Origin of the sequence: Pseudomonas sp. UBT, assembly GCF_050915955.1 — a bacterium.
GTDB classification, from domain to species: domain Bacteria; phylum Pseudomonadota; class Gammaproteobacteria; order Pseudomonadales; family Pseudomonadaceae; genus Aquipseudomonas; species Aquipseudomonas antarctica_A.
The window spans coordinates 1,788,480-1,814,238 of record NZ_CP168079.1 but is presented as its reverse complement, the minus strand read 5'-3'; the positions used below and the strand labels follow the sequence as shown (position 1 = coordinate 1,814,238).

Genomic DNA, 25,759 nt, shown 5'->3' with positions numbered 1-25,759 from the left:
AAGCCAGCTCCCACAGTGGTTCTGTGCAAGGGTTGAACGCAAGTGTGTTGCACTGATCTTTCAGGCAACACAAAACAAGTGTGGGAGCGGGCTTGCTCGCGATAGCGATAGTTCAGTGGCTAATAGGCTGACTGACCCCACGCTGTCGCAGGCAAGCCAGCTCCCACAGTGGTTCTGTGCAAGGGTTGAACGCAAGTGTGTTGCACTGATCTTTCAATCAACACAAAACAAGTGTGGGAGCGGGCTTGCTCGCGAAGACGATGGTTCAGTCGACAGATTCGGTGACTGACACTCCGCTTTCGCGAGCAAGCCCGCTCCCACATTGGGTTTTGAGCAAGGGTTGAATAGTGAGTCGTCGGACATTTCCTGCAAGTTGTGGCGCTGTGCGTGAACTTGTTGGGTGCGGTTGGGGTGGCTAGTCTTTGCGCTGTCGCTGCAAATTCAGTGACAGGGTGTGGAAGCCCTTATATCGTTAGGCGCACAAAGCGCCACCAGGTGTCAGGCGCTTTTTCTTGTCTGTGTTTTATGGTGGCTGTGCGCGGGGCGCTTTCGAGTGCGCCGGGTGCCTAACGTCCCGGTCTTCCACACCTGCGTACAGCCGCCACCCATTACGTGGAAGTAGTGCTTGGCGGTCCCTTGATACGTTAGGAGCCAGACCATGCAAGCACTTACCCCCGACCCACCCGTCACCCCCGAAGTCTTCACCCGCCACCATCACCAACTGCACGCCGTGTTGATCGACAGCCAACCCTGGTTCAGCGCCGCTGACATCGGCCACTTGATGGGCCTGCACCTCAATCCAGCGTTACTGCGCAAACTCGACCCCGATCAACAGCACGCCGTGCCCCTGATCACCCACGGCCAGTGCGCGCCGACCTTGATGGTCAGCGAGTCCGGCGTGTACGCGCTGCTCATCTACCACTACTACCCGGAGAACCGCTGCCTGCGCCAGTGGCTGACCCATGCGGTGATACCGGCCTTGCGCGGTAAACAGCAGACAGGTGTGTTGGCCTGATCTAGCCAACAACACAAAACAAATGTGGGAGCTGGCTTGCCTGCGATAGCGGTGGGCCAGTCAACATCTTCGCTGACTGACGCTCTGCTATCGCGAGCAAGCCCGCTCCCACATTTTTTGATCTTCGGTGTGTTGAAATCGAGTTTGATCAGAACGCCGGCAGAATCGCGCCTTTGTACTTCTCTTGGATGAATTTCTTCACTTCTGGGGTGTGCAGGGCTGCAACCAGCTTCTTCACCGCGTCCGAATCCTTGTTGTCTTCGCGGGTCACCAGGATGTTCACGTAAGGCGAGTCGTTGCCTTCGATCACCAGTGCATCCTTGGAAGGGTCCAGCTTGGCTTCCAGGGCGTAGTTGGTGTTGATCAGTGCCAGGTCGACCTGGGTCAGCACGCGCGGCAGGGTGGCGGCTTCCAGTTCGCGGAATTTCAGGTTTTTAGGGTTACCGGTGATGTCCTTGATGGTCGACAGGATGTTGGTCGGGTCCTTCAGGGTGATCAGGTTGTGCTTGGCCAGCAGCAGCAGGGCGCGGCCGCCGTTGGTGGCGTCGTTCGGAATCACCACGTTGGCGCCGTCAGGCAGATCTTCGAGTTTTTTGTATTTGCTGGAGTAGGCGCCCAGAGGCTCCAGGTGTACAGCGCCGACGCTCACCAGGTGAGTGCCCTTGGCTTTATTGAACTCGTCCAGGTACGGCTGGTGCTGGAAGAAGTTGGCGTCCAGGCGCTTTTCGGCTACCTGTACGTTCGGCTGCACGTAGTCGGTGAAGACTTTAACCTGCAAATCCACGCCTTCTTTGGCGAGTGCAGGCTTCACGAATTCCAGGATTTCTGCGTGGGGCACCGGCGACGCGGCAACCTTGAGGGTCTCGGCGGCGTGAGCGGAAAACGCGGCAACGGCGGCGAAAGCAACCAGTAGTTTTTTCATCCAACAAGCTCCTTGTTCGGGCATTTGCCGGCTTTTTGGCCGGCAATGGCCGTTATTTTCGAGAAAAGTGCACCACCAGCTTGTCGCCGACGGTTTGCAGAATTTGCACCAGGATCAACAGCATCACCACGGTGACCACCATCACATCGGTCTGGAAACGCTGGTAACCGAAACGGATCGCCAGGTCACCCAGGCCACCGGCGCCTACGACACCGGCCATTGCCGTGTAGGAAACCAGTGTAATCGCCGTGACCGTGATCGCCGCGAAAATGCCGGGGCGTGCTTCGGGCAACAGGGCGTTGGTGATGATCTGGCGCGTGCTAGCGCCCATGGACTGCGTGGCTTCGATGATGCCACGGTCCACTTCACGCAAGGCGGTTTCCACCAGGCGCGCAAAGAACGGCGTTGCGCCCACGACCAGCGGTGGAATCGCCCCGGCGACCCCCAGCGAGGTGCCGGTGATCAGTACCGTAAACGGGATCATCACGATCAGCAAAATGATAAACGGCAGCGAGCGCAGGATGTTCACGATCAGCGACAGCAGTGCGTAGAGGCCTTTTTGTTCGAACAGTTGGCGCGGGCTGCACAGGAACAGCAGCACGCCCAGCGGCAGGCCGAGCAATACGGTAAAGAACAGCGAGCCGAACAGCATGGTCATGGTGTCGCCGGTGGCGAGCCAGATTTCGGACCAGTCGATATTGGCGAAGAAACTCAACAGGACTTCCATTAGCGCAGAACCTCCATGTGGACGTCTGCCGCGGTAAAGCGGGCGAAGGCGGCTTCCATGTCCCCACCGGTCACGGCGAGGGTCAGTTGGCCGTAGGGAATGTCTTTAATGCGGTCGATACGACCGGCGAGGATGCTGTAGTCCACACCCGTTTCGCGGGCGACGGTGCCCAGCAGCGGTGCGTAGGTCGCTTCGCCCTGGAAGGTCAGGCGCACGATGCGGCCCGGCACGTGCGCGAAGTCATCGCGCTGCTCGCTTTCGTCGATCTGATCGGCTTCTTGCACGAAGCGCTTGGTGGTCGGGTGCTTGGGGTGCAGGAACACATCAGCCACCGAGCCGTGCTCGACGATCACGCCGGCGTCCATCACGGCCACTTGGTCGCACACGCGGCGGATCACGTCCATCTCATGGGTGATCAGCACGATGGTCAGCTTCAGCTCGCGGTTGATCTCGGCCAGCAGTTGCAGCACCGAGGCGGTGGTCTGCGGGTCGAGGGCGCTGGTGGCTTCGTCGCACAGCAGGATTTTCGGCTTGGTCGCCAGGGCGCGAGCGATGCCGACGCGCTGCTTCTGGCCGCCGGACAACTGCGCCGGGTACTTCTTGGCGTGGTCCGACAGGCCTACACGGGCGAGCAATTCAGCCACGCGTACGTCGATTTCCTTGCGCGACAATTCGCCGGCCAGGGTCAGTGGCAGCGCCACGTTATCGGCAACGGTCTTGGACGCGAGCAGGTTGAAGTGCTGGAAGATCATCCCGACTTGCTGGCGGAAACGGCGCAGGCCGTTGGCGTCCAGGGCGGTGACTTCTTCGCCGTCGACGTTTATCTGGCCACCGCTGGGTTGCTCCAGGCGGTTGATCAGACGCAGCAGGGTACTTTTTCCCGCGCCGGAGTGGCCAATCAGGCCGAACACCTGGCCGTTTTCGACACGCAGGCTGGTGGGATGCAGCGCGGGGATTTCCTTACCGGCGACGCGGTAGGTTTTATGGACGTTATGAAACTCGATCACGTAGCGAACCTTGTGGGGCGCATGAAAAGGGGATCAGCGGTTAGCCGGGCGCGCATTTTAGCCTGTCGGTATAGCGTTTCTTAGCATTTATTTCGCATTCAACCAGCGATTTGGCAATAACGCGATCAAAGGTCATAAAAAAGGAACGGTGCAAAACCGCGTCAGTCACTACTTAAGCAACTCGATTTCCCAGGTGCCGTGCCTGGGGTTTTTGCTCAAACGAGCCGGGGACCGCTCTGGCCAATTTGAATAAGGAGTTTTGTCTGATGAGTACCAAGAAGCCAGCTACCCCGCCGAAGAGTGAGCTCGCGGGCACCGATACCCTGGACCGTGGCAACACCAACGCCAAGTTGCAGGCCCTGGAGGAATTCCGCTCAGATGCAACCGGCCAGGCGCTGCGCACCAACCAAGGCGTCAAGATTTCCGATAACCAGAACACCCTGAAAGTCGGCGCCCGTGGCCCTTCGCTGCTGGAAGACTTCATCATGCGTGAAAAAATCACGCACTTTGACCATGAGCGAATCCCGGAGCGCATCGTGCATGCCCGTGGCACGGGGGCCCATGGTTATTTCCAGACTTACGAGAACCATTCGGCGCTGACCAAGGCCGGTTTCCTACGCGACCCTGGCCACAAAACCCCGGTATTTGCGCGATTTTCCACCGTGCAGGGCCCGCGTGGTTCCGGCGATACGGTGCGTGACGTGCGCGGCTTTGCCGTGAAGTTCTTCACCGACGAAGGCAACTTCGATCTGGTGGGTAACAACATGCCGGTATTTTTTATTCAGGACGCGATCAAGTTCCCCGACTTTGTGCACGCGGTGAAGCCTGAGCCGCACAACGAGATTCCTACCGGTGGCTCGGCTCACGATACGTTCTGGGATTTTGTCTCGCTGCAGCCGGAGTCGGCGCACATGGTGATCTGGGCCATGTCTGACCGTGCCATTCCAAAAAGCCTGCGCAGCATGCAGGGCTTTGGTGTGCACACGTTCCGCCTGGTGAATGCCGAGGGTAAATCCAACTTCGTCAAATTCCACTGGCGCCCTACGGCAGGCACCTGCTCGCTGGTGTGGGACGAGGCGCAAAAGCTGGCCGGTAAAGATACCGACTACCACCGCCGCGATTTGTGGGAGTCGATTGAAAGTGGCGATTACCCTGAGTGGGAGCTGGGCGTACAGGTGATTCCTGAAGACAAGGAGCACTCGTTCGACTTCGATATCCTCGACCCGACCAAGCTGATCCCCGAAGAGCTGGTACCGATCACGCCGCTGGGCAAGATGGTGCTGAACCGCAACCCGGATAACTTCTTTGCTGAAGTCGAGCAGGTCGCGTTCTGCCCAGGCCATATCGTGCCGGGTATCGACTTTTCCAACGACCCGCTGCTGCAAGGTCGCCTGTTTTCCTACACGGATACGCAGATTAGCCGTCTCGGTGGCCCGAACTTTCACCAACTGCCGATCAACCAGCCGGTGACACCGCTGCATAACAACCAGCGCGATGCCATGCACCGCAGCACCATCGACAAAGGGCGCGCGTCCTACGAGCCGAATTCGATTGATGGCGGCTGGCCGAAAGAAACCCCGCCGGCGGCACAGGACGGTGGGTTCGAGTCTTACCCAGAGCGCATCGATGCTCACAAGATCCGTGAGCGCAGCGAGTCGTTCAGCGATCACTTCTCCCAGGCGCGCCTGTTCTTCCGCAGCATGAGCAAGCACGAGCAAGAGCACATCATTGCGGCTTACAGCTTTGAGCTGGGCAAGGTCGAGCGTGAGTTTATTCGTGCCCGTCAGGTCAACGAGATCCTGGCCAATATCGACCTGGAACTGGCCAAGCGTGTGGCACACAACCTGGGCCTGCCTGCGCCGACCAAAGGCACGGTGCCTGAGCGCAAAACCAAGCCGGAGCGTTCACCTGCACTGAGCCAGGCCAACTTGCTGCCCGGCGATATCAAGACCCGCAAGGTGGCGATTCTGGCGGCGAATGGCGTGGAGGGGGCTGCGATTGATGCACTCAAGAAGGCGCTGGAAGCGCAAGGCGCGCACGCCAAACTGTTGGGGCCTACCTCGGCACCCGTGAAGACGGCCGATGGCAAGAGCTTGCCGGTGGATGCGTCGATGGAAGGCATGCCGTCCATCGCGTTTGATGCGGTGTTCGTACCCGGCGGTAAAGAGTCGATCAAGGCGTTGAGCGGTGATGGCGTGGCGTTGCACTTCCTGCTGGAGGCGTACAAGCATCTGAAGGCGATTGCGGTGGCCAGTGATGCGAAGCCATTGCTGGATCTGCTGAAGCTTGAGGTGGATGCGGGGCTGATTGTTGGCGAGGATGCCAAGGCGTTCAAGGCGTTTTTTGCCGCGATCGGCCAGCACCGGGTTTGGGATCGTGAGCCTAAGGCTAAGGCGATTCCGGCTTAAGCTTTTGATTGTTTGTTAGACCTCTATCGGGAGCAAGCCCTCTCCCACATTTGGAATGCATTTCAAATGTGGGAGGGGGCTTGCTCCCGATAGCTTTATTGCGCCTTGCGCGGTATCAGCACAATCTGCGCCGGAATACGTTTCAAGATCTGCCGGTGAATCTTCAGGTCATACCCCGAATCAATTCGCTTCACCCGTTTGGTCAGCAATGTGGCCAGCCATGGGTAATCCTGAGTGCGCGGCGCCTGGATGCTCACGTCGCACTGGTAATTCACCACGTCGGTGGCGATCGCATCCAACTGATGGCGAAGTTCTTCGATGTCAGTGAGGTTCAGCGCCACGGTGGTGCTTTCAGCGGCAGGGTCGATGACTTTGGCAGCCGGTTTTGCTTCGGCCGCTTTCAAGGCGGCTTCGGCTTTATCCAGCTCGGCCTTGCGGGCGTGGCTGATGGCGCTGTTTACGCCACCGGTCAGCGCCGGGGCCTTGGGCATCAGCGCGCGGGCACGGCTCAGGGCGGTGGCGGCGGCGTTGACGTCACCTTTTTGCAGCACGATTTGGCTGCGCTGCAGGTAGGCTTCGGCCAGTTGGCGCTGGTAAGGCTCCAGGGCCGGGTCGTTAGGCGATTGGGCCTGCAAGGCGGCAAGCTCGTCTTCGGCGGTAGCCAGTTCGCTGCTGGCCAGGTTTTGCTCCAGCTGCGCGATCGCCGCAGCGCGGGTGTCCGGTGCCTCGGTGGCAGCGGGCGGCGTGCTTTGACAGGCGCCCAGCAGCAGGGAAAATGCGGCAAGGAGCAGATAACGGAAGTTGAACGGCTTCATTCCTGCGACTCTCTATTTGCGCAAAAAGCGAGCAAGTCTACACCCCTCGACGGGGCAGGACAAAACTCAGCAGAAACAGGGCGGCCGCCGCTACTACAATCGACGGCCCGGCCGGCGTGTCCTTGAACCAGGACAGCGCCAGGCCCCCGCACACTGCAAGCATCCCCAGCAGGCTGGCGCCGATCGCCATCTGCTCGGGTGAGCGAGCGTGGCGCTGGGCAGCGGCTGCGGGAATGATCAGCAGCGACGTGATCAACAATACGCCGACAATCTTCATCGCGACAGCAATCACCACTGCGATCAATAGCATCAGGGTCATGCGCAGGGCCGGTACGGGCAAACCTTCCACCGTGGCCAGCTCTTCATGCACGGTGATCGCCAGCAATGGGCGCCACAGCGCTACCAGCAAAACCAGCACGGCGGCGCTGCCGCCGAGGATCCAGGCAAGGTCGGTCGGGCTGATCGCCAGCAGGTCGCCGAACAGGTAGGCCATCAGGTCGATGCGCACTTCATGCATGAAACTCAGCACCACCAGGCCCAGGGACAAGGTGCTCGGCGCCAGGATGCCGAGCAGGGTGTCGGAGGCCAGCGGCTGGCGCTGTTGCAGGGTCACCAGCAGCACTGCCAGCAGCAGGCAGCCGACGGTCACGGCGATGGTCGGGCTCACATCCAGCAAGAAGCCCATGGCCACGCCCAGCAGCGCGGCGTGCGACAACGTGTCGCCAAAATAGGCCATGCGCCGCCAAACCACGAACGAGCCCAATGGGCCCGCCACCAGTGCCAAAGCCAAGCCTGCCAGCAGGGCGTAGAGCAGAAAATCAGCCATGCTTGCAGCTATCTCCATGAACGTGGGTGTGGGGCGTAGCGGGATCGTCGACGACGGCGCCATGCAGATCGTGGGCGTGGTCGTGATGGTGGTGATAGATCGCCAGGCTTTGGGCGTTTTTGCCGAACAACTCGACGAACGCCGGATCGCCGCTGACCTGTTCCGGGTGGCCGGAGCAGCAGACGTGGCGGTTGAGGCACACCACTTGGTCGGTGGTGCTCATGACCAGGTGCAGGTCGTGGGAGACCATCAACACGCCGCAGCCATGACGGTCGCGCAGGCGGGTGATCAGGCTGTACAGCTCGGCCTGGCCGGCGACGTCAACGCCTTGCACGGGCTCATCGAGCACCAGCAATTCTGGTTCGCGCAACAAGGCGCGGGCCAGCAAGACGCGCTGCATTTCGCCGCCCGAGATACTTTGCACCGGGCTGTCGATGACCTGTTCGGCGCCGACTTCCTTGAGCGCAGCCTGCGCGCGGGTGCGGTCTACACCCGGCACCAGGCGCAAGAAGCGCAGCACGGACAATGGCAGCGTCGGGTCGACGTGCAGTTTTTGCGGCATGTAGCCGACGCGTAGCTTGGGCTTGCGCCACACGCTGCCGGTGTCGGGCTTGAGCAGGCCGAGCACGGCGCGAACCAGCGTGGTCTTGCCGGCGCCGTTGGGGCCGATCAAGGTGACGATCTGCCCCGGTTCGACGCTCAGTGCGATGTTATCGAGCACGGCTTGACCGGCGAACGTGACCCCGACCTGTTCCAGGCGGATTAACGCGTTGCTCATCAAGCCCCCTGGCAGCCCGAGCACAGCCCGACCACTTCGACCGTTTGCCCTTCGACCTTGAAGCCGACCTCGGCGGAGCTCTTGATGATGGCGTCGCTGATGCTTTTTTGTTCAAGCTCGATGGCAGCGTGGCACTCGCGGCAGATCAGGAACTGGCCCTGATGCGCGTGTTCCGGGTGGTTGCAGCCAACAAAGGCGTTGAGTGAGGCGATGCGGTGCACCAGGCCGTTTTCCAGCAGGAAATCCAGCGCACGGTACACCGTAGGCGGCGCAGCACGGCGGCCGTCCTGCTCGCTGAGCACGCCAAGAATGTCGTAGGCGCCCAGCGGCTTGTGGCTCTGCCACACCAGCTCCAGCACGCGACGACGCAGCGCAGTCAGCCGCAGGCCTTGGCGTGCGCACAGGGTATCGGCCTCCGACAACGCGGTATGCACGCAGTGAGAGTGGTCGTGGGGACGGCTGGCAAGCGGTGTAATAGGCATGAGCGGCGACAGACATTTGATAGAGACGTTATTATGTTACCCGTTCCTACGCCATTGAGTGGTCATCGTGTCCCGACTTTTTCCTGTTTTTGTCGTATTTGTCACCAGTTTGCTCATCGCCGGGGCTGCTCAAGCCGAGGTCAAAGTGCTGACCAGCATCAAGCCGTTGCAGTTGATCGCCGCGGCTGTGCAGGACGGCGTGGCCATTCCGGAGGTGTTATTGCCGCCCGGTGCATCGCCGCACAACTATGCCTTGCGCCCATCCGACGTACGGCGCGTGCAGTCGGTGGACCTGTTGTATTGGATCGGCCCGGACATGGAGAGCTTCCTGCCGCGCGTGCTCAAGGGGCGTAGCCTGCCGACCGTGGCGGTGCAGGACCTTGCGGGCATGAAACTGCGTCGTTTCGCCGAAGATAGCCACTCGCATGCCGAGGATACCGACGAGCATGATCACGATCACCGCCCAGGCAGCCTGGACGCGCATTTGTGGTTGTCGACCGTAAACGCTCGCGTCATCGCGGCGCGCATGGCGGCTGACCTCAGCACCGCCGACCCGGACAATGCCGCGCGCTATCAGAGCAACGTGAAGGCGTTCGATGAGCGTCTGGATGCGTTGGATGCGCGCTTGAAGGCTCGTTTGGCGAGTGTGGGTGACAAGCCTTACTTCGTCTTCCACGAGGCCTTTGATTACTTCGAAGACGCTTACGGGCTCAAGCACACCGGCGTGTTCAGCGTTGCCGCCGAAGTACAGCCAGGCGCCCAGCATGTGGCGGCGATGCGTACGCGGTTGCAGGAAGTCGGCAAGACCTGCGTGTTCAGCGAGCCGCCGCTGCGCCCGCGCCTGGCCGAGACGCTGGTCGCCGGTTTGCCGGTGAAATTGGCGGAGCTGGATGCATTGGGCGGTTACACGCCAGCTACAGCGCAGGGTTACGAGCAGGTGCTGGAGAAGTTGGGGAATGATTTGGCTGGGTGCCTGGAATCGCTCTAACCGCCGCCGCATAACCAATGTGGGAGCGGGCTTGCCCGCGAATACGGAGTGTCAGTCGACGTATAAGTGACTGATCCATCGCGTTCGCGAGCAAGCCCGCTCCCACATTTTTTGACCGAGCAGGTCTTTAGAGTGCGAACGGCAAGTGCACGCTGACCTTTTGACGCTGTGCCAGCCGATGCTCGAACTCTGCCGGGTCATGAATCAACACGTCCTGCCCGGCAAATGATTCAGCGGCGATCAGGCGTGACAGCCAGAAACGCACACACGCTACCCGCAACATCGTCGGCCACAATTGCGCTTCCTTGGCCGTGAAGGGACGCAGCCCCGCGTAGGCACCCAGCAGCGCGCGGGCGCGTTGGCCATCAATCACGCCATCGGCGTCCGAGCACCAGTCATTCAGCGCGATCGCCACGTCGTACAGCATCGGGCCCGAGCAGGCGTTGTAGAAGTCGATCAACCCGGTCAGGTGCGTGCCTTCGAACATCGCGTTGTCGCGGAACAGGTCGGCGTGAACGTTGGCGCGGGGCAGGGCGAGGATCTGGGCCTTGTGAGCGTCTATTTCGGTCAGTGCATCTTGCAGTAGGCGCTGCTGGGCGTCGTTCAGGTGCGAAATCAGCTGCGCCCCTTCAGTCAGCATCCAATCCAGCCCGCGATCCGTCTTGCGCTCCAGCACCTTCTCGCCTTGAGTCGCCAGGTGAAGGTGGCCGAGCAGGTCGCCGACCTGGGCGCAATGCTGCGCATTGGCGTCCTTGATGTGCTTGCCGGCCAGGCGCGGTTGTAGCAGCGCTGGTTTACCGGCAAGTTCGCGCAGGGCCACGCCATCGGTGGTCCGCAGGGCGTAGGGCACGGGCAGATCGGCGTCGTGGAGCACGTCGAGCAGTTCGATGAAGAACGGCATTTCTGCGACGGGGCCGCGTTCAACCAGGGTCAGGACGAATTCGCCCTGTTCCAGGCTGATGAAGAAGTTGGTGTTTTCGCTACCGGCGGCAATCCCCTGGAAATCAAGCAGGCGGCCGAGCCCGTAAGGGGCGAGAAAGGTTTCCAGCTCGGGCCGAGCCAGGGGGGTAAACACAGACATGGTTAAAACTGCCAGTACGGGCGCCGCAGTGCGCGGCGCCAATTTAAGTTAAGAAATCATTTCCATTCGAAGATCTTCCATGACGGGATCAGCATATCCGGCTGGTCAGAACGGATGAAGTTCGCATCGGTTCCGTCCGCGCGCACCAGGAAATACGGCGGAAAGCCTTTCTGGGTGACCTTGATCGCGTACAGGAAGCCATTTTGGCGGTATTCCTGAATGGTCTTGTCGCCTTCCGTGCGAATGGTGACTTCCGGGTCGCCCGAAGGCGCACTGTCTGCCGCCATGGCCACCATCGGAGTGAGTGCAATCAAGCCGGTCAACAACAGGCGATTTACTGTACGCATGATAACCTTGTCCCTTTGTCGTCATTGGTCCGGCTATTCTAGCGCCTGACCCGCCGAAAAGGTTGATCCTGCTCATGAGCCAAGCCCCCCTCGTCCTGGTGGACGGTTCTTCTTACCTGTACCGCGCCTTTCACGCGCTGCCACCGCTGACTACCTCCAAAGGCCTGCCGACCGGTGCGGTCAAGGGCGTGTTGAACATGCTCAAAAGCCTGCGCAAGCAATACCCGGACAGCCCGTTCGCGGTCGTGTTCGACGCCAAGGGTGGGACCTTTCGCGATGACATGTACGCTGAATACAAGGCTAATCGCCCGAGCATGCCTGATGACATGCGCCTGCAGATCGAGCCCCTGCACCAAAGCGTGATCGCGCTGGGCTTCCCGCTGCTGTGCGTTGAAGGCGTCGAGGCCGATGACGTGATCGGCACACTGGCCCGCAGCAGCGCGGCGGCCGACCGCCCGGTGGTGATTTCCACCGGCGACAAGGACATGGCACAACTGGTCGACGGGCACATTACCTTGGTCAACACCATGACCGGTAGCGCGATGGACATCGAGGGCGTGAAGGAGAAATTCGGTGTCGCTCCCGAGCAGATCATCGATTACCTGGCGTTGATGGGCGATTCCTCCGACAACATCCCAGGCGTTCCGGGCATTGGTCCGAAGACCGCTTCCGGTCTGTTAGTGGGCGTGAATGGCGGCCTCAAAGAGCTTTATGAACAGTTGGATATTGTGCCGACCCTGCCGATTCGGGGCGCCAAGAACCTGCCGGCCAAGCTGGAAGAACATCGGGAAATGGCGTTCCTGTCCTATCAACTGGCGACGATCAAGATCGACGTGCCGCTGGATGTGGGCCTGGATGATCTGCACCTGATCGAGCCAGATCGCGACAAGCTGCTGGAGCTGTACACGCTGCTGGAGTTCAAGAGCTGGTTTGATGAGATTCAGCGCGACGCCAAGCGCGTTGAATTGAAGGCTTCGGCCCAGGCTGCGCCGACTGCTGAAGCTGTCGTTGAGGAGGTTGCGTCGGCCCCTGTGGAGACGGCGTACACCACCATCCTCGACCAAGCGACATTCGACCGTTGGCTGAAGAAGCTCAATGACGCGACGTTGTTCGCGTTTGACACGGAAACCACCGGGATTGACGCCCAACAGGCGCAGCTGGTCGGGGTTTCCTTTGCCGTGCAGCCTCACGAAGCGGCCTACATACCGTTGACCCACTCTTACGAGGGTGCGCCGCAGCAGTTGGACCGTGACACCGTGTTGCTGGCCCTCAAGCCATTGCTGGAAGACCCGACCAAGCTCAAGGTTGGCCAGCACGCCAAGTTCGACATGAACATCCTGGCCAACTGCGCCATCGGTGGTGACTTTGAACAGGGCATTACCGTGCGCGGTATCGCCTTCGACACCATGCTTGAATCCTATGTGCTGAATTCCACTGCGACTCGGCATGATATGGACAGCCTGGCGAAGAAGTACCTGGACTACGACACCGTCAGCTTCCAGGACATCGCCGGCAAAGGCGCCAAGCAGCTGACGTTCGACCAGATCCCGCTTGAGCAAGCCGGCCCTTACGCCGCCGAAGATGCCGACGTGACGCTGCGTCTGCATCAGGCACTGCACGCACAACTCGCGGCCATCCCGAGCCTGGCCAGTGTGCTCACGGATATCGAAATTCCCTTGGTGCCGGTGCTGGCACGTATCGAGCGCCAGGGTGCGTTGGTGGATAAGGAGCTGCTGGGCATCCAGAGCATCGAGCTGGGCAACAAGATGGTTGAGCTGGAGCGCCAGGCGTTCGAGATCGCGGGCGAAGAGTTCAACCTGGGCTCACCCAAGCAGCTTGGGGCGATTCTCTACGAGAAACTTGGGCTGCCGGTGCTGAAAAAGACCGGCAAGGGGCAGGCTTCCACGGCCGAAGAAGTGCTGGCCAAGTTGGCCGAAGATGACTTCCTGTTGCCCAAGGTGCTGATGCAGTACCGCAGCATGAGCAAACTGAAAAGCACCTACACCGACCGCCTGCCGGAGCAGATCAACCCGCGCACCGGGCGCATTCACACGTCTTATCATCAGGCTGTGGCGGCTACCGGGCGCTTGTCGTCCAGTGACCCGAACCTGCAGAACATCCCTGTGCGCACCGCCGAAGGGCGGCGGATCCGCCAGGCGTTTGTCGCGCCCAAGGGCTACAAGCTGCTGGCGGCGGACTATTCGCAGATCGAACTGCGGATCATGGCGCACTTGTCCAAGGACGAGGGCTTGATGAATGCGTTTCGCAACGACCTGGACGTGCACACCGCTACGGCGGCTGAGGTGTTCAAGGTTGAATTGTCTGAGGTCACTTCCAATCAACGTCGCAGCGCCAAGGCGATTAACTTTGGCCTGATCTACGGCATGGGCGCGCAGAAGTTGGGCAAGGATATTGGCGTCGATACCAAGACTGCCAAGGCGTACATCGATGTGTACTTCGCGCGCTACCCAGGTGTTCGCGAGTACATGGAGCGCACGCGTGCCCAGGCTGCTGATCAAGGCTATGTAGAAACCTTCTTCGGGCGTCGGCTGTATTTGCCGGATATCAATTCCAATAAGCCTCAGGAACGAGCGGCTGCCGAGCGCACGGCAATCAACGCGCCGATGCAAGGCACGGCGGCGGACATCATCAAAAAAGCCATGGTGCTGGTGGATAACTGGCTGACGGAATCGGGCCTGGATGCCAAGGTCATCCTGCAAGTGCACGATGAACTGGTGCTTGAGGTGCGTGAGGACCTGGTGGCGCAAGTCAGCGAGAAGATCCGCGAGCACATGAGCGCGGCGGCGCAGTTGGACGTGCCACTGGTGGTGGATGTGGGCGTGGGCGATAACTGGGACGAGGCGCACTGATTTCGCGGCTCTGCCACTTTCGAGGGGGTGGCAGAGCGCTTTAGATCAGAAATCGGCGACAGCTATTTCCAATAGTTTTTTGAACCTGCCGGAACTTAACCCGTGAATTGCTACTCAGAGTTACTGAATGGGTGGTGAAGCCCTTCAATGCTCCTATGTTGTGTTAAGTGTTGGCAGATATCTGGACCCCGCCCTAGCGGTCCGGAACTTGAACCCCGAACTTCCCCTCCCCATACGAAGTCCGGGGTTTTTTTTGCCCGCAGAAAAGTTATTCCGCGAGTTCAGCGCCCTTGTCGGCCAATTCCATCCAGCCGGCCAGCACGGTGTAGGCGTCTTCCAGGCCCATCCGCTTAGGCGCAGAGAACAACTGGATGGTGATCGCATCACCCCAACCTTTGCGGATGTCGGATTGCACTTTGAGCAGGGTGTTCTTGGCTGCACCGTAGGTCAGCTTGTCGGCCTTGGTCAGCAGGATATGCATCGGCATGCCGCTGGCGACGGCCCAATCGAGCATCAGCAGGTCGAAGTCGGTCATTGGATGACGGATGTCCATCATCAGAATCAAACCCTTCAAACTCTCCCGACCACCCAGGTAAGCCTCCAGGTGACGCTGCCAGTGCAGCTTCAACGGGATAGGTACTTTTGCATAACCGTAGCCCGGCAGGTCGACCAGACGCCGATCATCGTCTAGCTTGAAGAAGTTGAGAAGTTGCGTGCGGCCCGGGGTTTTCGAGGTGCGCGCCAGGCTGGCGTGAGTCAGGGTGTTCAGCGCGCTGGATTTGCCAGCGTTGGAACGACCGGCAAAGGCGACTTCAAAGCCTTCGTCATCGGGGCATTGGTCAACTTTGGCGGCGCTGAGCATGAATGTGGACTGTTGGCACAGACCGAGGATGGGATTCTTGAGTTGCATGAGATTTCCGATGTGGGCGGTGCCGAAAAAGGGTGCGGCAAGCGGTGTCGTTTCCGTTTCAGTAGCGCCAGTATATAATGCCGCAGATTTTGTGTGTGCTTTGTCCCAGCGAAGGATGAAGTTCACGGGAGCGAAAGACCTTCATTGCGCATTAGAACGCAAAACGCTCTCAAACCCTGAAAAGGTCGATGTATGACCCGATGGTTGCTCGCTTTTGGTGTCCTGGTGCCGTTTTACGGCGCTCAGGCTACACAGGATCCGGAGGCGGTGTACAACCGAGTTTGCGTGGCTTGCCATGCCGGCCAACTGCCCAACGCCCCCAAACGGGGTGACCAGGTAGCTTGGGCGCCTAGACTGGCGCAGGGTATGGACACGCTGGTGCAACACGTGACCCAGGGTTTCAAGGCAATGCCGCCGCGTGGTTTGTGCATGGACTGCAGTACTGAGGATTACCAGGCCATCATTGAGTTGATGGTGAGTAAACCCGGTAGATAACTCTTAAACCCTTAGCCGTAGTTGGATTAGCTGATGAACAAACTGATCGTGAGTCTGCTGTTGACCTTGGGCATCACCGGTGTTGCCCATGCTGCAGGCGACGCTACAGCGGGCCAGGCGAAAGCCGCCGTGTGTGGTGCTTGCCACGGACCGGATGGCAACAGCCCGGCGCCGAACTTCCCTAAACTGGCAGGCCAGGGTGAACGTTACCTGACCAAGCAGATGCACGACATCAAGGACGGCAAGCGCACGGTGCTCGAAATGACCGGCTTGCTGACTAATCTCAGCGATCAGGACCTGGCAGACATCGCGGCGTATTTTGCCAGCCAGCACGGCAGTGTGGGAGCTGCCGATCCAAAACTGGTGGCTCACGGCGAAGAACTGTTCCGTGGTGGCAACCTGGAAAAAGGCATGCCTTCCTGCCTCGGCTGCCATTCGCCTAATGGCGCCGGCCTTGCCGCTGCAGGTTTTCCGCACCTGAGCGGCCAGCATGCCCAGTACATCACCAAGCAACTGACGGACTTCCGTGAGGGTAATCGCACCAACGACGGCGATACCAAAATCATGCAAAGCATTGCCGGCAAGTTGAGTAACAAGGATATCGAAGCAGTTTCCCAGTACATTCAGGGCCTGCACTGATCCAGGCAGTACGTTAACGCTCGATTAATCTATCGATGCAAGCATAAAAAGGGTGGCTTAGGCCGCCCTTTTTTGTGGCCGGTGCCGTTACACTAACGAACTCATGCCCGCGTAGACCTGTCACAACTAAAGGTCGCGTGAGGCGACTTTATTTGTACAGGAGTAAAGCATGCGTAATCTGATCCTCAGCGCCGCTCTCGTCACTGCCAGCCTTTTCGGCATGACCGCCCAAGCTGCCGACGTGCCGCTTGAAGCCGGTAAAACCTATGTAGAACTGGCCAACCCGGTCCCCGTTTCGGAGCCTGGCAAGATCGAAGTGGTGGAGCTGTTCTGGTATGGCTGCCCGCATTGCTACGCCTTTGAGCCGACCATCAACCCTTGGGCTGAAAAACTCCCGGCCGACGTGAACTTCAAGCGCATCCCAGCGCTGTTCGGTGGCCCATGGGATGCCCATGGTCAGCTCTTCATCACCCTGGACACCATGGGCGTTGAGCAAAAGGTTCATAACGCCGTGTTCAATGCTATCCAGAAGGAAGGCAAGCGTCTGACCAAACCGGAAGACATGGCTGATTTCGTTGCTACCCAAGGGGTCGACAAAGCCAAGTTCCTCGAGACCTTCAACTCGTTCGCCGTCAAAGGCAAAATGGCCCAATACAAAGAGTTGGCCCAGAAGTATGGCGTGCAAGGCGTACCGACCATGATCGTCAACGGTAAATACCGTTTCGACCTGGGCACGACCGGTGGTCCTGAACAGACACTCAATGTTGCTGACCAACTGATCGCCAAAGAGCGCGCAGCCAAGTAAGGGGCCCACCATGCGCCGCTGGGGTACTGAACGTGTCGTTGGCCTGCATGATGCACAGGTCAACGAACATCACCTGGAGTCCACAGGCCTGCCGGCAGACAGCCGCTTGCGCCTGCTCAGCTTCAATATCCAGGTGGGCATCAGCACCGAGAAGTACCGGCACTACCTCACCCGGGGCTGGCAGCACCTGCTGCCGCATAACGGGCGTGCGGTTAACCTGCAAAAGATCGGCAACCTGCTGAACGACTTCGACTTGGTCGCCCTGCAGGAAGCTGACGGCGGCAGCATGCGCTCTGGCTACATCAACCAAGTGGAACACTTGGCTCAACTTGGCGCGTTCCCCTACTGGTACCAGCAACTCAACCGCAATCTAGGGCGCCTGGCGCAGCACAGCAATGGCGTGCTGAGTCGCCTGAAACCGACCGCTATCGAAGATCACCCATTACCAGGCCCCAAGGGCCGTGGGGCGATCCTCGTGCGATTCGGCGAAGGCCCGGAAGCCTTGGTGGTGGTAATGATGCACCTGGCGCTCGGGGGGCGTGCGCGCAACCTGCAGCTTGCCTACGTGCGTGAAATGATTGGCAACTATAAGCATCAGGTACTGATGGGTGACATGAATACCCATGCCAATGACCTGTTGCAGAATTCTCCGTTGCGTGACCTCGGGTTACTGGCGCCGCAAGTCGAAGCCACGTTTCCCAGTTGGCGCCCGCAGCGCTGCCTGGACCATATCCTGCTTAGCCCGACCCTTACGCTTGAAAGCGTGCAGGTGCTGGCGCAGCCCATCTCCGATCACCTGCCGGTCGCGGTAGAGATTCGTCTGCCGGGTTCGCTCACGGCTGATGCATTACCCGCGTTGAGCCCCAGCCCTCGCGGACCCCTTGCATGAGCGACGACGCCCAGCGCTGGAAAGAGAAATACCTGAAAGGCGTCGAGCAGCAAGACAAGCTCGAACGTCGCTGGGCCGCCCGCCTTGACCTGCTGCGGCGAGGGCTGGTGCGCAGCACGCTGGCGGCTGAAGGGACCGACCGCGCGGTTGATCAATGCATGAAAGAGATGCGCGACGTCGTGCGTACGGACGACATGGACGCCGCTCTCGCCGCGTTGTTGCCGCGCCTGGAAAAAGCCGTGCTCGACTCGGAGCAGCGCCGCGAAACCCGGGTCGACCAGATCAGCACCGCGCTCACCGCCCTGGTCATGCAGTTACAGAAGTTGCCACTGCCGCGTGAGGTGGCCCGCCCGCTGAAAACCTTCGCCAAGCAGCTGGAAGGCCGGGTCGGGCAGGCGCGTGAGATCCCGCTGTTGCTCAGTGAGCTGAGCAGCTTGCAAGAGCAGGCGCTGAATAACCTGGAGCCGGACGGCGAAACCACGCGCACTGGGCCGGGCCTGCTGCAACGTCTATTTGGCGCGAAGGATGTTTCGAATGAAGTGCCGGTGGCCCAAGCTACGCCACTGCCTACACCGGAGCTGGCTGCGCCGAAACCCGCTCCCGTCCCCGCCGCGCCCAAACCTGAGCCTCAGGAACCTGCGCAATCCGAAGAACTGACACACGCCTTGCGCGCCTTCGCGCCGTTGCCGCAGACCCCGGTCGCTACGCAGCCTGAACCGATCACGCCTGTTAAAGCCGCAGAGGTTGCCGCCGAAACGTTTGTCTTTGAGGCCCCGGCGCCAGCGGAACCCACCCTTCTGCCTGCCGCAGCACCTGAACCCGAAGCAGAGGAAGTCGTTCCCGAGAGCGCACTCGCCGCGTTTATCGAGGTCCCTCAGGTTCTGGTCGATACCCCGGACGAAACCTCCATCGGCAGCCTGTCGCTACCTCCGGTGCAGGAAAGCCCGGAGCCTGACCCGGATACGCTGCAATCGGACGGCGTTTACGCGCTGCCCGATTCGCCCGAGCCGTCCTATAGCTCGGTCGCCAGTCATATCGAAGGCACCTTGCTCGGCTTGCTGGATGATCTGTCACTGCCCGAGCGCCACCGGCCCCAAGCCGAAGCCATGCGCGAACGCCTGGCCCACGGCTTGAACTGGTACGAGTTGCTGCCGATCCTTGATGACCTGGCGGTTCTGATGCTGGCGATTACCGACAGCGGCCAGCATGAGTTCGAAGCCTACCTCAAGCAGCTCAACGAGCGCCTCGAGGCATTCCAGGGTCATCTGCAGGTGGCCAGTGATGGCCACGCGGACAGCCGCTCGGCCGCGCGGGAACTGGATACGCAGATCCGTGAGCAGGTCGACGGCCTGCAAAGCAGCGTGCAGGACGCGGCCGACCTGGACAGCCTCAAGCAAGTGCTGGAAAGCCATCTTGAAGGCTTGCTCGGCACTATGGACGAACACCAGCAGCAGCGTGACCAGCGCGAGCAGGAGGTCGCGGCGCGGCTGAAGGGCTTGGCTGAGCGGGTTGCAAACATGGAACAGGAGGCCCAGGGCTATCGCGAGCATTTGGAGGTACAACGCCAGAAGGCCTTGATCGATCCGCTCACCGGCCTGCCCAATCGTGCTGCATGGAGTGAGCGCCTTGACCATGAAGTGAATACCTGGCACCAGCGCGGCAATAGCCTGTCACTGGCCATGCTGGATCTTGACCACTTCAAGCGTATCAACGACGGCTACGGTCACCTGGCGGGTGACAAGGTGCTGAAAATCATCGCCAATGTGTTGCGCAAAAACCTGCGCCCCAACGACTTTATCGCGCGCTTCGGCGGTGAGGAGTTTGTGTTGCTGATGCCTGACTCCGCCTTGGAGGATGCCTTGGCCGTGGGCGAAGGGCTGCGCGCAGCGATTGAAGCGTGCCCGTTCCACTTCAAGGGCGAGCCGGTGACGATCACCATGTCCATGGGCCTGGCGCAGTTTCAGCAAGGTGAGCGCAGTGACTTGGCGCTCAAGCGCGCCGATGAGGCGCTTTACCGGGCCAAGGCTGCCGGACGTAACCGGGTACAGGCGGCGTAAAAAATGTTCCATTTTGTTTAAACGCCCGGATTTGGCCGCCGAGCCTTAAACGGTACGTTACACTGTTGCATTATCGTCTTCAGTGTAATGCCTTTGCCATGAAATCCTTGTACGTCGCTTTTGTGTTTCTCCTCCTCGCCGGCTGCGCCAGCGGCCCGCGCCTGGACACCAACCACCCTTCGATGAACCACGATAACCGCGTGCAGTTCGTCATTGTTCACTACACGGCCACCAACCTTGAACGCTCCCTGGCGCTGTTGACGCACGGCCAGGTCAGCAGCCATTACCTGATTGGCGACGACGCCTCAGGCACCATCTTCAAGCTGGTGGATGAGAGCCAGCGCGCCTGGCACGCTGGGGAAAGCGAGTGGACGGGGCGCACTTGGCTCAACTCCAGCTCCATTGGCATCGAGATCGTCAACCCAGGGTATCGCGACACGCCGACGGGTCGCGTGTGGTATCCGTACTCCGAAGCGCAGGTGCAGTCGCTGGTCGTGTTGCTCAAGGACATCAGCAAGCGCAATGGCATCAACCCCAGGAATATCATCGGCCACAGCGACATCGCGCCGCTGCGCAAGCTCGACCCGGGCCCGCTGTTCCCGTGGAAGCGTCTAGCCGCTGAAGGTTTGGGGATGTGGCCGGACGCGCAGGCAGTCGCCCGCTTCCAGCAGCAGTACGCCGCTGCCCTGCCGAGTATTACCTGGTTCCAGGAAGAGCTGGCACGACTCGGCTACCAAACGCCGCAGACGGGTGAGCTGGATGTAGCCACGCGGCATGTGATCGCGGCCTTCCAGATGCACTTCCGTCCATCACTGTTCGATGGTACGCCGGATGCCGAAAGCGCCGCGATCCTGCGTGCGTTGAACCGCAGCTAAGCGTGTAAACCGATTCCAACGTGGGATCGGGACGGGTTTGCTTGCGGAAGCGGAATGTCAGGCGGCAGCAATGTTGGCTTTGAAATCGCCTTCGCGAGCAAGCCCGCTCCCACATTTTTCACATGTGCGTCGAAGGTTTGATTGTGGTCTTTCAGGTCCGTGTCGCTTTGACAAGGCAACCCGAGCAGCCAGATTACAGCGGCAGCGCCATGTAGAACTGTGTGCCTTGCCCCGGCCGCGAATACACGCCCATGCGGCCGCCGTGCAATTGCACGATCTCTTTGCAGAGTGCCAACCCCAGGCCGGCGCCGCCTTTCTTGCGGCCCACCTGCACGAAGGGCTCGAAGATCCGCCCTTGTTGGCCGTAAGCAATACCCTCACCGTTATCTTCGACGCTGATAATCACCCGTTCGCCATGACGGCGCGCCTGCAGACGAATCTGGCCACCCTCTGCGGTGTGCCGCAAAGCGTTGCCTAAAAGGTTATCGAGCACTCGCTCCAACTGAGCCTGGTCGGCATACAGCCTGGGCAATTCTGCTTGGGCCTCCACCAATAACTCGATGTTCTGTGCATTCGCTGGCTCAGTGAATCGAGCCCGTGCGTGCTCCAGCAGGTCGGTGACATCACATGGCCCGAGCGTGAGCTTTTGCAGGCCGTTCTGGTAGCGTGAAAAGTTGAGCAGGTCATTGATAAGCTGCATCAGGCGCTGCATCTCTTCATTGACCGTATCCAGCAGGTCCGCTTCACGAGACTCCGCAGGGAACTTTGCCCGTTCGCGGAACAGCCCGAAGGCCATGTGCATGCCGGTCACCGGTGTGCGCAACTCGTGGGAGGCGCGCAACACGAATTCGCTACGCACCCGTTCGAAGGCGCGCTGTTCAGTGACGTCATGCAGCACCATCACCGCGCCAAGAATGTGGCCTTGGGTATGGCTGACGGGTGTCAGGCTATAGGTCAGCAGGCGTAATTCGCCTTCGACTTCGACTTCCAGGTCTTCCGGCGCCCGCTCGAGGTTGCCGCCACGCAGGACCAACTGAAGTTGTTCATCCATTTCCGGGCGGCCCAGTGCTTCGCCCAGCCCCTGGCCCAAGCGCGCCTCGTCCCAGCCCAATTGGCGCTGCGCCACAGGGTTGAGGTGTTCCAGGCAGCCTTGGCGGTCGATCATCAGTAGGCCATCGTCGATGCTGTCGAGCACCGCTTGCAGGCGCTGCTGGCCGGCCAGCAATTCGTCGACATTGGTCGCCTGATGCTGGCGCAGCGCCTCGGCCATGATGCCAAAGCGGCGCGTCAGCTGGTTCATTTCCGCTGCAGACGAGATGGGCAGCGTCACTTCGAAATCGCCTTGCCCGATCTTGTCGGCGGCTTTGGCCAAGGCTTCGATCGGCCCGCCAAACCGCCGTGCGATGCCGTGGGCAGTGACAAAGCCGATGATCAATACCGCGAGGCCAACCAACCCTAAAAGGCCGGCGATCAGCAATGCACGGTCTCGCGATTTGTGTTCGCTGGTGTTGATATTCTCCAACGCTTGTTTGTGTTCGGCGATCAGGCCGTTGCGCAATACATTGAAGGTTTCGGTCAGTTTTTGGTTTTTATTGTTTGCCAGCGAGCTTTGGTGGGCCTCATCGAACGCCTTGAGGAAGTTCAGGTAGTCGACGCGTGCCTGGCTGAACCCGCTGGGTCTGCCGTCTTGCTGTTCGTGGGCGACACCTTGATCCAGCAGGGCGAAATATTGCTGTTTCGAGGTTTCCAGGGCGGCGGGGTCCGGTTGATCCTCCAGCATCAGGATCAGCTGGTCGCCCAAGCTCTGGCGCAGCTTGAGGCCCAGGTCCAGAGTAATGAAATTGCTGCGAATCAACGACTCCTGGCTCTTGGCCATTTGCATGACGCTGACCAGTCCCAGTACCAGTCCCAGCAGGGCGACGGTGATCAGCGCTGAGATGCTCAGGAATAGCCGAGTGCGCAGTTTCATCGCAAGCTTCATAAGGTACAGCTCATAAATTGTACTGTTTACGTTTGCGATAAAGGGTCGACGCGTCGATACCGAGGGTGCGGGCCGCTTGATCCAAGGTGTCGCTGGTGGCGAGTACTGCACCGATATGCGCTTTCTCCAGCTCATCCAGGCTCAGCGCGGCGCCGATACGCGGGGCATTGTTGGTCGGTTGTTCGGCCATCCCAAGGTGGCTGATTTCAACCTTTTCCTGTGGGCAGATGATGCTGGCGCGTTCCACCACGTTACGCAGTTCGCGAATATTGCCTGGCCATCGGTAGTTGAGCAGGGCTTCACGCGCGCTGTCGCTGAAACCGCGTGCCGGTCGGGCGTATTCCTTGACGAAGCGTGCCAGGAAGCGGTCGGCAAGGGTCAGGATGTCCTCACTGCGTTCACGCAGCGGCGGCAGGTGCAAAGTGATGACATTGAGGCGGTAGAGCAAGTCTTCCCGGAAGCGGCCGTCGCGCACCATGTCTTCCAGGTTCAGGTTGGTGGCCGCCAGGATGCGCACATCAGCGCGCCGGGTGACCGGGTCGCCTACGCGCTCATATTCCTTGTCCTGGATAAAACGCAGCAATTTTGGCTGCAAGGTGAGCGGGAAGTCGCCGATTTCGTCGAGAAACAGCGTGCCACCGTCGGCCTGGTTGACTCGGCCCAACGTGCTCTCACTGGCACCGGTAAACGCGCCGCGGCTGTGGCCGAACAACTCGCTTTCCATCAATTCCGCCGTCAATGACGGGCAGTTGATAGTAACGCAGGATTTTTTCGAACGTTTGCTCCAGCCATGAATGGCCCGCGCCAACTCACCTTTACCGGTGCCGGACTCGCCCAGAATCAGGATATTGGCGTCCGTGCCCGCGACTTGGCGTGCGGTTTCCAGTACCACCATCATCGCCGGGCTGTGGGAGTCGAGCCCGTCTTTGGGCTGACGTACTTCGCCTTCCAGTGCTTCCAGGCGTGCGGACAGTTGGCGCACTTCCAACTGCTTGGCGGTGGCCAGCCGTAATTGGTCTGGGCTGCACGGTTTGACCAAGTAGTCGGCGGCGCCGGCCTGGATCGCATCGACTGCGGTGTCTACGGCGGAATGCGCGGTGACAATCACCACGCGCATCCACGGTGCCTGGATACGCATCTGGGCCAATACATCCAGGCCGTTATCTTCACCCAGACGCAAATCCAGGAAGCACAGGTCAAACACCTGGCGTTGCATCAGGGCATCGGCTTGGGCGGCGCTGTTGGCAGTCGCTACGTTGTAGCCTTCATCTTCCAGGCAGTAACGGAAGGTGCGAAGGATCGCGGATTCGTCATCCACTAAAAGAATGCGGCCTTGAAGTTCCTTGGCTGATTCCATCTGTCCCGCGCTCCTTAACTATGAATGATGCTGTTTAGTCCCGGAATAATCGGGCAAGTTGCATGGTTTATTCTGATTGATAAACGGCGTCTTCGCGCAGGTATCTTCACGCTCTCCTACAAACACGCCGATTGATAGCGTTTTCATGCCTTCTTGCCACTTCGGCAACTCCCCAACTGCTTTCGATCCGTTGATCCGACCATTGGCGGTCGTGCATTTCGCACGGCCTGGACAGAGGCATCGTGCAGGATGCTGGCTTCCATAACCTTGATGCATTCATAACATGTTGATTTTATTGAGTATTATTTTGTAAAAAATCTGGCATGCACCCTGCAATACCTCTCCTGACAGCGTCATGAACGAATAATCAGAATGCGGGAGAAATGCAGCATGACTCGCCAAAGCCTCAGCAGCCAATTGCGTGTATCGCCAGTGCGCTTGCAGCAAGGTCTGTTCGCCAGCCTGGCCTTGATGGTCACGTTGATCGCCGGCCAGCAGCTGCAGCATTGGCAGCAGAGTCAGCAACAAACCCCGCAATTTGAACGTCCGCTCATGACTCAAACCCATTTCCGTTCCGTTGGCAGCGCTACCGCCGACGTAACCGCCCCGCAATTGAGAGTGGCTGACCAGGATTCCACCCTGGGTGAATTGCCAGCTCAGGAACGTTGGGTGTTCTAGGCAACACAAGGTCGCTTGAGTTGAGCGGCTGCACGGCACTACCGCTGTTACCCCTATAAAAGCGTAAGGAGAATCACCATGTTGAGTTGGGCAATCACATTTCTGATCATCGCCATTGTGGCTGCAGTCCTGGGCTTCGGTGGCATCGCGGGCACTGCCACCGGTATCGCAAAAATTCTGTTTGTGGTCTTCCTGGTGATGTTCATCGCTTCGTTCTTCTTTGGTCGTCGCGGCCGAGGCTGAAAATGACCACTCTGTCTCTCAAAGCTATAGCTGCCGCCCTGCTCTTGGGCGGCAGCGGTCTGGTAATGGCCGCCAATGACGGCCAGACCCGGGCCAACGAATTGCTGAGCGCCGATCCACAGTTTCGTGAGACCTGGCAAGGCGTTGTGAAGAAAGAAGAGCGTCTGCCGGAATGGGTAATGAACCTCTCCGGTACGGCCGAACAAATGAATGCTGTGGAGGAAGATGGCGACAAGTACCTGGTCGGGCCGCTCTGCGAGACAGCAGACACGTGCCTGAACAAGCGCTTGGTCGTTGCGTTCAGCTACAACAAGAAACATGCCTACGCCATGTTGGTACAGGTCCCGGCAGGTCTGCCGGCAGACAAGTCACCGACACGACACGCCGACTACCGTTTCCTCGGTAAGCCGAATGAAGGCGTGCAGAAGCTGCTGATGGAGCAGCTTAAGAAAGATCCGAATTGGTACTAGGTTCCGTCTGACGCATCTGTCGTCTGCGGAGTTGGCGTCCATGGAAAGAAGCCACTTTGTTTCTTTCCTTTTGCATCGCTCGCCAAAGGCGATG

The 25,759-nt window shown here is 59.7% G+C and carries 25 protein-coding genes; 13 read left to right on the top strand and 12 right to left on the bottom strand.

The window, feature by feature from the left end; genetic code table 11:
- The first annotated feature begins 658 nt into the window (after nucleotides 1-658).
- A complete protein-coding gene (locus ACDZ94_RS08220; protein ID WP_064450042.1) occupies nucleotides 659-1,015 on the top strand; it encodes a BRO-N domain-containing protein in 357 nt (118 codons plus the stop codon).
- A 148-nt stretch (nucleotides 1,016-1,163) separates the two neighbouring features.
- On the opposite strand, the gene ACDZ94_RS08215 is transcribed toward ACDZ94_RS08220, so the two are convergent.
- From ACDZ94_RS08215 to ACDZ94_RS08205, 3 genes are read right to left on the bottom strand one after another with little or no spacing between them, the layout of a single operon-like run.
- Complete coding sequence (locus ACDZ94_RS08215; protein WP_221295995.1) at nucleotides 1,164-1,937, bottom strand: MetQ/NlpA family ABC transporter substrate-binding protein; 774 nt, start codon at nucleotides 1,935-1,937, stop codon at nucleotides 1,164-1,166.
- Nucleotides 1,938-1,989: 52 nt separating this feature from the next.
- Nucleotides 1,990-2,664, bottom strand: a complete 675-nt coding sequence (locus ACDZ94_RS08210; RefSeq protein ID WP_064450044.1) for a methionine ABC transporter permease — start codon at nucleotides 2,662-2,664, stop codon at nucleotides 1,990-1,992.
- Nucleotides 2,664-3,671, bottom strand: coding sequence for a methionine ABC transporter ATP-binding protein (locus ACDZ94_RS08205; RefSeq protein ID WP_064450045.1), 1,008 nt, complete (start codon nucleotides 3,669-3,671; stop codon nucleotides 2,664-2,666). Before ACDZ94_RS08205 ends, ACDZ94_RS08210 begins: the two co-directional genes overlap by 1 nt.
- A gap of 266 nt (nucleotides 3,672-3,937) precedes the next feature.
- Here ACDZ94_RS08205 and katE point away from each other — a divergent pair, with 266 nt between their 5' ends.
- Nucleotides 3,938-6,079, top strand: a complete 2,142-nt coding sequence (gene katE, locus ACDZ94_RS08200; protein ID WP_064450046.1) for a catalase HPII — start codon at nucleotides 3,938-3,940, stop codon at nucleotides 6,077-6,079.
- Nucleotides 6,080-6,174: 95 nt separating this feature from the next.
- Here katE and ACDZ94_RS08195 read toward each other — a convergent pair whose 3' ends face one another.
- From ACDZ94_RS08195 to zur, 4 genes are read right to left on the bottom strand one after another with little or no spacing between them, the layout of a single operon-like run.
- Nucleotides 6,175-6,894: a PA5502 family lipoprotein gene (locus ACDZ94_RS08195; RefSeq protein WP_221295997.1), complete on the bottom strand. Its 720-nt coding sequence runs from the start codon at nucleotides 6,892-6,894 to the stop codon at nucleotides 6,175-6,177.
- Between the two features lie 37 nt (nucleotides 6,895-6,931).
- Nucleotides 6,932-7,720 (bottom strand): zinc ABC transporter permease subunit ZnuB, encoded by a 789-nt coding sequence (gene znuB, locus ACDZ94_RS08190; protein WP_064450048.1) that lies wholly within the window; start codon nucleotides 7,718-7,720, stop codon nucleotides 6,932-6,934.
- Complete coding sequence (znuC, locus tag ACDZ94_RS08185; protein WP_407017454.1) at nucleotides 7,713-8,498, bottom strand: zinc ABC transporter ATP-binding protein ZnuC; 786 nt, start codon at nucleotides 8,496-8,498, stop codon at nucleotides 7,713-7,715. The genes znuB and znuC overlap by 8 nt, the downstream gene beginning before the upstream one ends.
- A complete protein-coding gene (gene zur, locus ACDZ94_RS08180; RefSeq protein ID WP_053253668.1) occupies nucleotides 8,498-8,980 on the bottom strand; it encodes a zinc uptake transcriptional repressor Zur in 483 nt (160 codons plus the stop codon). Before zur ends, znuC begins: the two co-directional genes overlap by 1 nt.
- Before the next feature lie 58 nt (nucleotides 8,981-9,038).
- Here zur and ACDZ94_RS08175 point away from each other — a divergent pair, with 58 nt between their 5' ends.
- Nucleotides 9,039-9,968, top strand: coding sequence for a zinc ABC transporter substrate-binding protein (locus ACDZ94_RS08175; protein ID WP_432751321.1), 930 nt, complete (start codon nucleotides 9,039-9,041; stop codon nucleotides 9,966-9,968).
- Nucleotides 9,969-10,095: 127 nt separating this feature from the next.
- Here ACDZ94_RS08175 and ACDZ94_RS08170 read toward each other — a convergent pair whose 3' ends face one another.
- Both ACDZ94_RS08170 and ACDZ94_RS08165 read right to left on the bottom strand, forming a co-directional pair.
- Nucleotides 10,096-11,049 (bottom strand): homoserine kinase, encoded by a 954-nt coding sequence (locus tag ACDZ94_RS08170; protein WP_432751320.1) that lies wholly within the window; start codon nucleotides 11,047-11,049, stop codon nucleotides 10,096-10,098.
- Nucleotides 11,050-11,105: 56 nt separating this feature from the next.
- Complete coding sequence (locus tag ACDZ94_RS08165) at nucleotides 11,106-11,396, bottom strand: DUF2782 domain-containing protein (protein WP_053253671.1); 291 nt, start codon at nucleotides 11,394-11,396, stop codon at nucleotides 11,106-11,108.
- 74 nt (nucleotides 11,397-11,470) lie between these two features.
- On the opposite strand from ACDZ94_RS08165, the gene polA reads away from it, so the two are divergent.
- The gene (gene polA, locus ACDZ94_RS08160) at nucleotides 11,471-14,266 is read left to right on the top strand and encodes a DNA polymerase I (RefSeq protein WP_432751319.1); all 2,796 of its coding nucleotides are present in this window, start codon (nucleotides 11,471-11,473) and stop codon (nucleotides 14,264-14,266) included.
- A 268-nt stretch (nucleotides 14,267-14,534) separates the two neighbouring features.
- Here polA and yihA read toward each other — a convergent pair whose 3' ends face one another.
- A complete protein-coding gene (gene yihA, locus ACDZ94_RS08155; protein ID WP_186685753.1) occupies nucleotides 14,535-15,176 on the bottom strand; it encodes a ribosome biogenesis GTP-binding protein YihA/YsxC in 642 nt (213 codons plus the stop codon).
- A 192-nt stretch (nucleotides 15,177-15,368) separates the two neighbouring features.
- On the opposite strand from yihA, the gene ACDZ94_RS08150 reads away from it, so the two are divergent.
- The 6 genes from ACDZ94_RS08150 to ACDZ94_RS08125 all read left to right on the top strand — a co-directional run bounded on the left by ACDZ94_RS08150 (nucleotide 15,369) and on the right by ACDZ94_RS08125 (nucleotide 20,936).
- Nucleotides 15,369-15,671: a c-type cytochrome gene (locus tag ACDZ94_RS08150; protein ID WP_221296000.1), complete on the top strand. Its 303-nt coding sequence runs from the start codon at nucleotides 15,369-15,371 to the stop codon at nucleotides 15,669-15,671.
- Between the two features lie 33 nt (nucleotides 15,672-15,704).
- On the top strand, nucleotides 15,705-16,310 hold the full coding sequence (locus tag ACDZ94_RS08145) for a c-type cytochrome (RefSeq protein ID WP_064450053.1): 606 nt from the start codon (nucleotides 15,705-15,707) through the stop codon (nucleotides 16,308-16,310).
- Nucleotides 16,311-16,479: 169 nt separating this feature from the next.
- Complete coding sequence (locus ACDZ94_RS08140) at nucleotides 16,480-17,115, top strand: thiol:disulfide interchange protein DsbA/DsbL (RefSeq protein WP_128591137.1); 636 nt, start codon at nucleotides 16,480-16,482, stop codon at nucleotides 17,113-17,115.
- A gap of 10 nt (nucleotides 17,116-17,125) precedes the next feature.
- Entirely contained in the window at nucleotides 17,126-18,004 is an 879-nt protein-coding gene (locus tag ACDZ94_RS08135) for an endonuclease/exonuclease/phosphatase family protein (protein WP_064450055.1), read from the top strand.
- Complete coding sequence (locus ACDZ94_RS08130) at nucleotides 18,001-20,061, top strand: GGDEF domain-containing protein (protein WP_432751318.1); 2,061 nt, start codon at nucleotides 18,001-18,003, stop codon at nucleotides 20,059-20,061. Before ACDZ94_RS08135 ends, ACDZ94_RS08130 begins: the two co-directional genes overlap by 4 nt.
- Before the next feature lie 98 nt (nucleotides 20,062-20,159).
- Nucleotides 20,160-20,936 carry an N-acetylmuramoyl-L-alanine amidase gene (locus tag ACDZ94_RS08125; RefSeq protein ID WP_064450057.1) on the top strand — a complete coding sequence of 259 codons (777 nt, stop codon included), beginning with the start codon at nucleotides 20,160-20,162 and terminating at the stop codon, nucleotides 20,934-20,936.
- A gap of 193 nt (nucleotides 20,937-21,129) precedes the next feature.
- Here the strand turns inward: ACDZ94_RS08125 and ACDZ94_RS08120 are convergent, their stop codons facing one another.
- Together ACDZ94_RS08120 and algB are read right to left on the bottom strand one after the other, a co-directional pair.
- A complete protein-coding gene (locus ACDZ94_RS08120) occupies nucleotides 21,130-22,917 on the bottom strand; it encodes a KinB sensor domain-containing domain (protein ID WP_064450058.1) in 1,788 nt (595 codons plus the stop codon).
- A gap of 10 nt (nucleotides 22,918-22,927) precedes the next feature.
- On the bottom strand, nucleotides 22,928-24,274 hold the full coding sequence (gene algB / locus ACDZ94_RS08115; RefSeq protein WP_053253681.1) for a sigma-54-dependent response regulator transcription factor AlgB: 1,347 nt from the start codon (nucleotides 24,272-24,274) through the stop codon (nucleotides 22,928-22,930).
- A gap of 390 nt (nucleotides 24,275-24,664) precedes the next feature.
- Here algB and ACDZ94_RS08110 point away from each other — a divergent pair, with 390 nt between their 5' ends.
- The 3 genes from ACDZ94_RS08110 to ACDZ94_RS08100 all read left to right on the top strand — a co-directional run bounded on the left by ACDZ94_RS08110 (nucleotide 24,665) and on the right by ACDZ94_RS08100 (nucleotide 25,665).
- The gene (locus ACDZ94_RS08110) at nucleotides 24,665-24,952 is read left to right on the top strand and encodes a hypothetical protein (protein ID WP_064450059.1); all 288 of its coding nucleotides are present in this window, start codon (nucleotides 24,665-24,667) and stop codon (nucleotides 24,950-24,952) included.
- A 78-nt stretch (nucleotides 24,953-25,030) separates the two neighbouring features.
- The gene (locus tag ACDZ94_RS08105; RefSeq protein WP_003170804.1) at nucleotides 25,031-25,195 is read left to right on the top strand and encodes a DUF1328 domain-containing protein; all 165 of its coding nucleotides are present in this window, start codon (nucleotides 25,031-25,033) and stop codon (nucleotides 25,193-25,195) included.
- 2 nt (nucleotides 25,196-25,197) lie between these two features.
- Nucleotides 25,198-25,665, top strand: a complete 468-nt coding sequence (locus ACDZ94_RS08100) for an inhibitor of vertebrate lysozyme family protein (RefSeq protein WP_432751317.1) — start codon at nucleotides 25,198-25,200, stop codon at nucleotides 25,663-25,665.
- Nucleotides 25,666-25,759 lie beyond the last annotated feature (94 nt).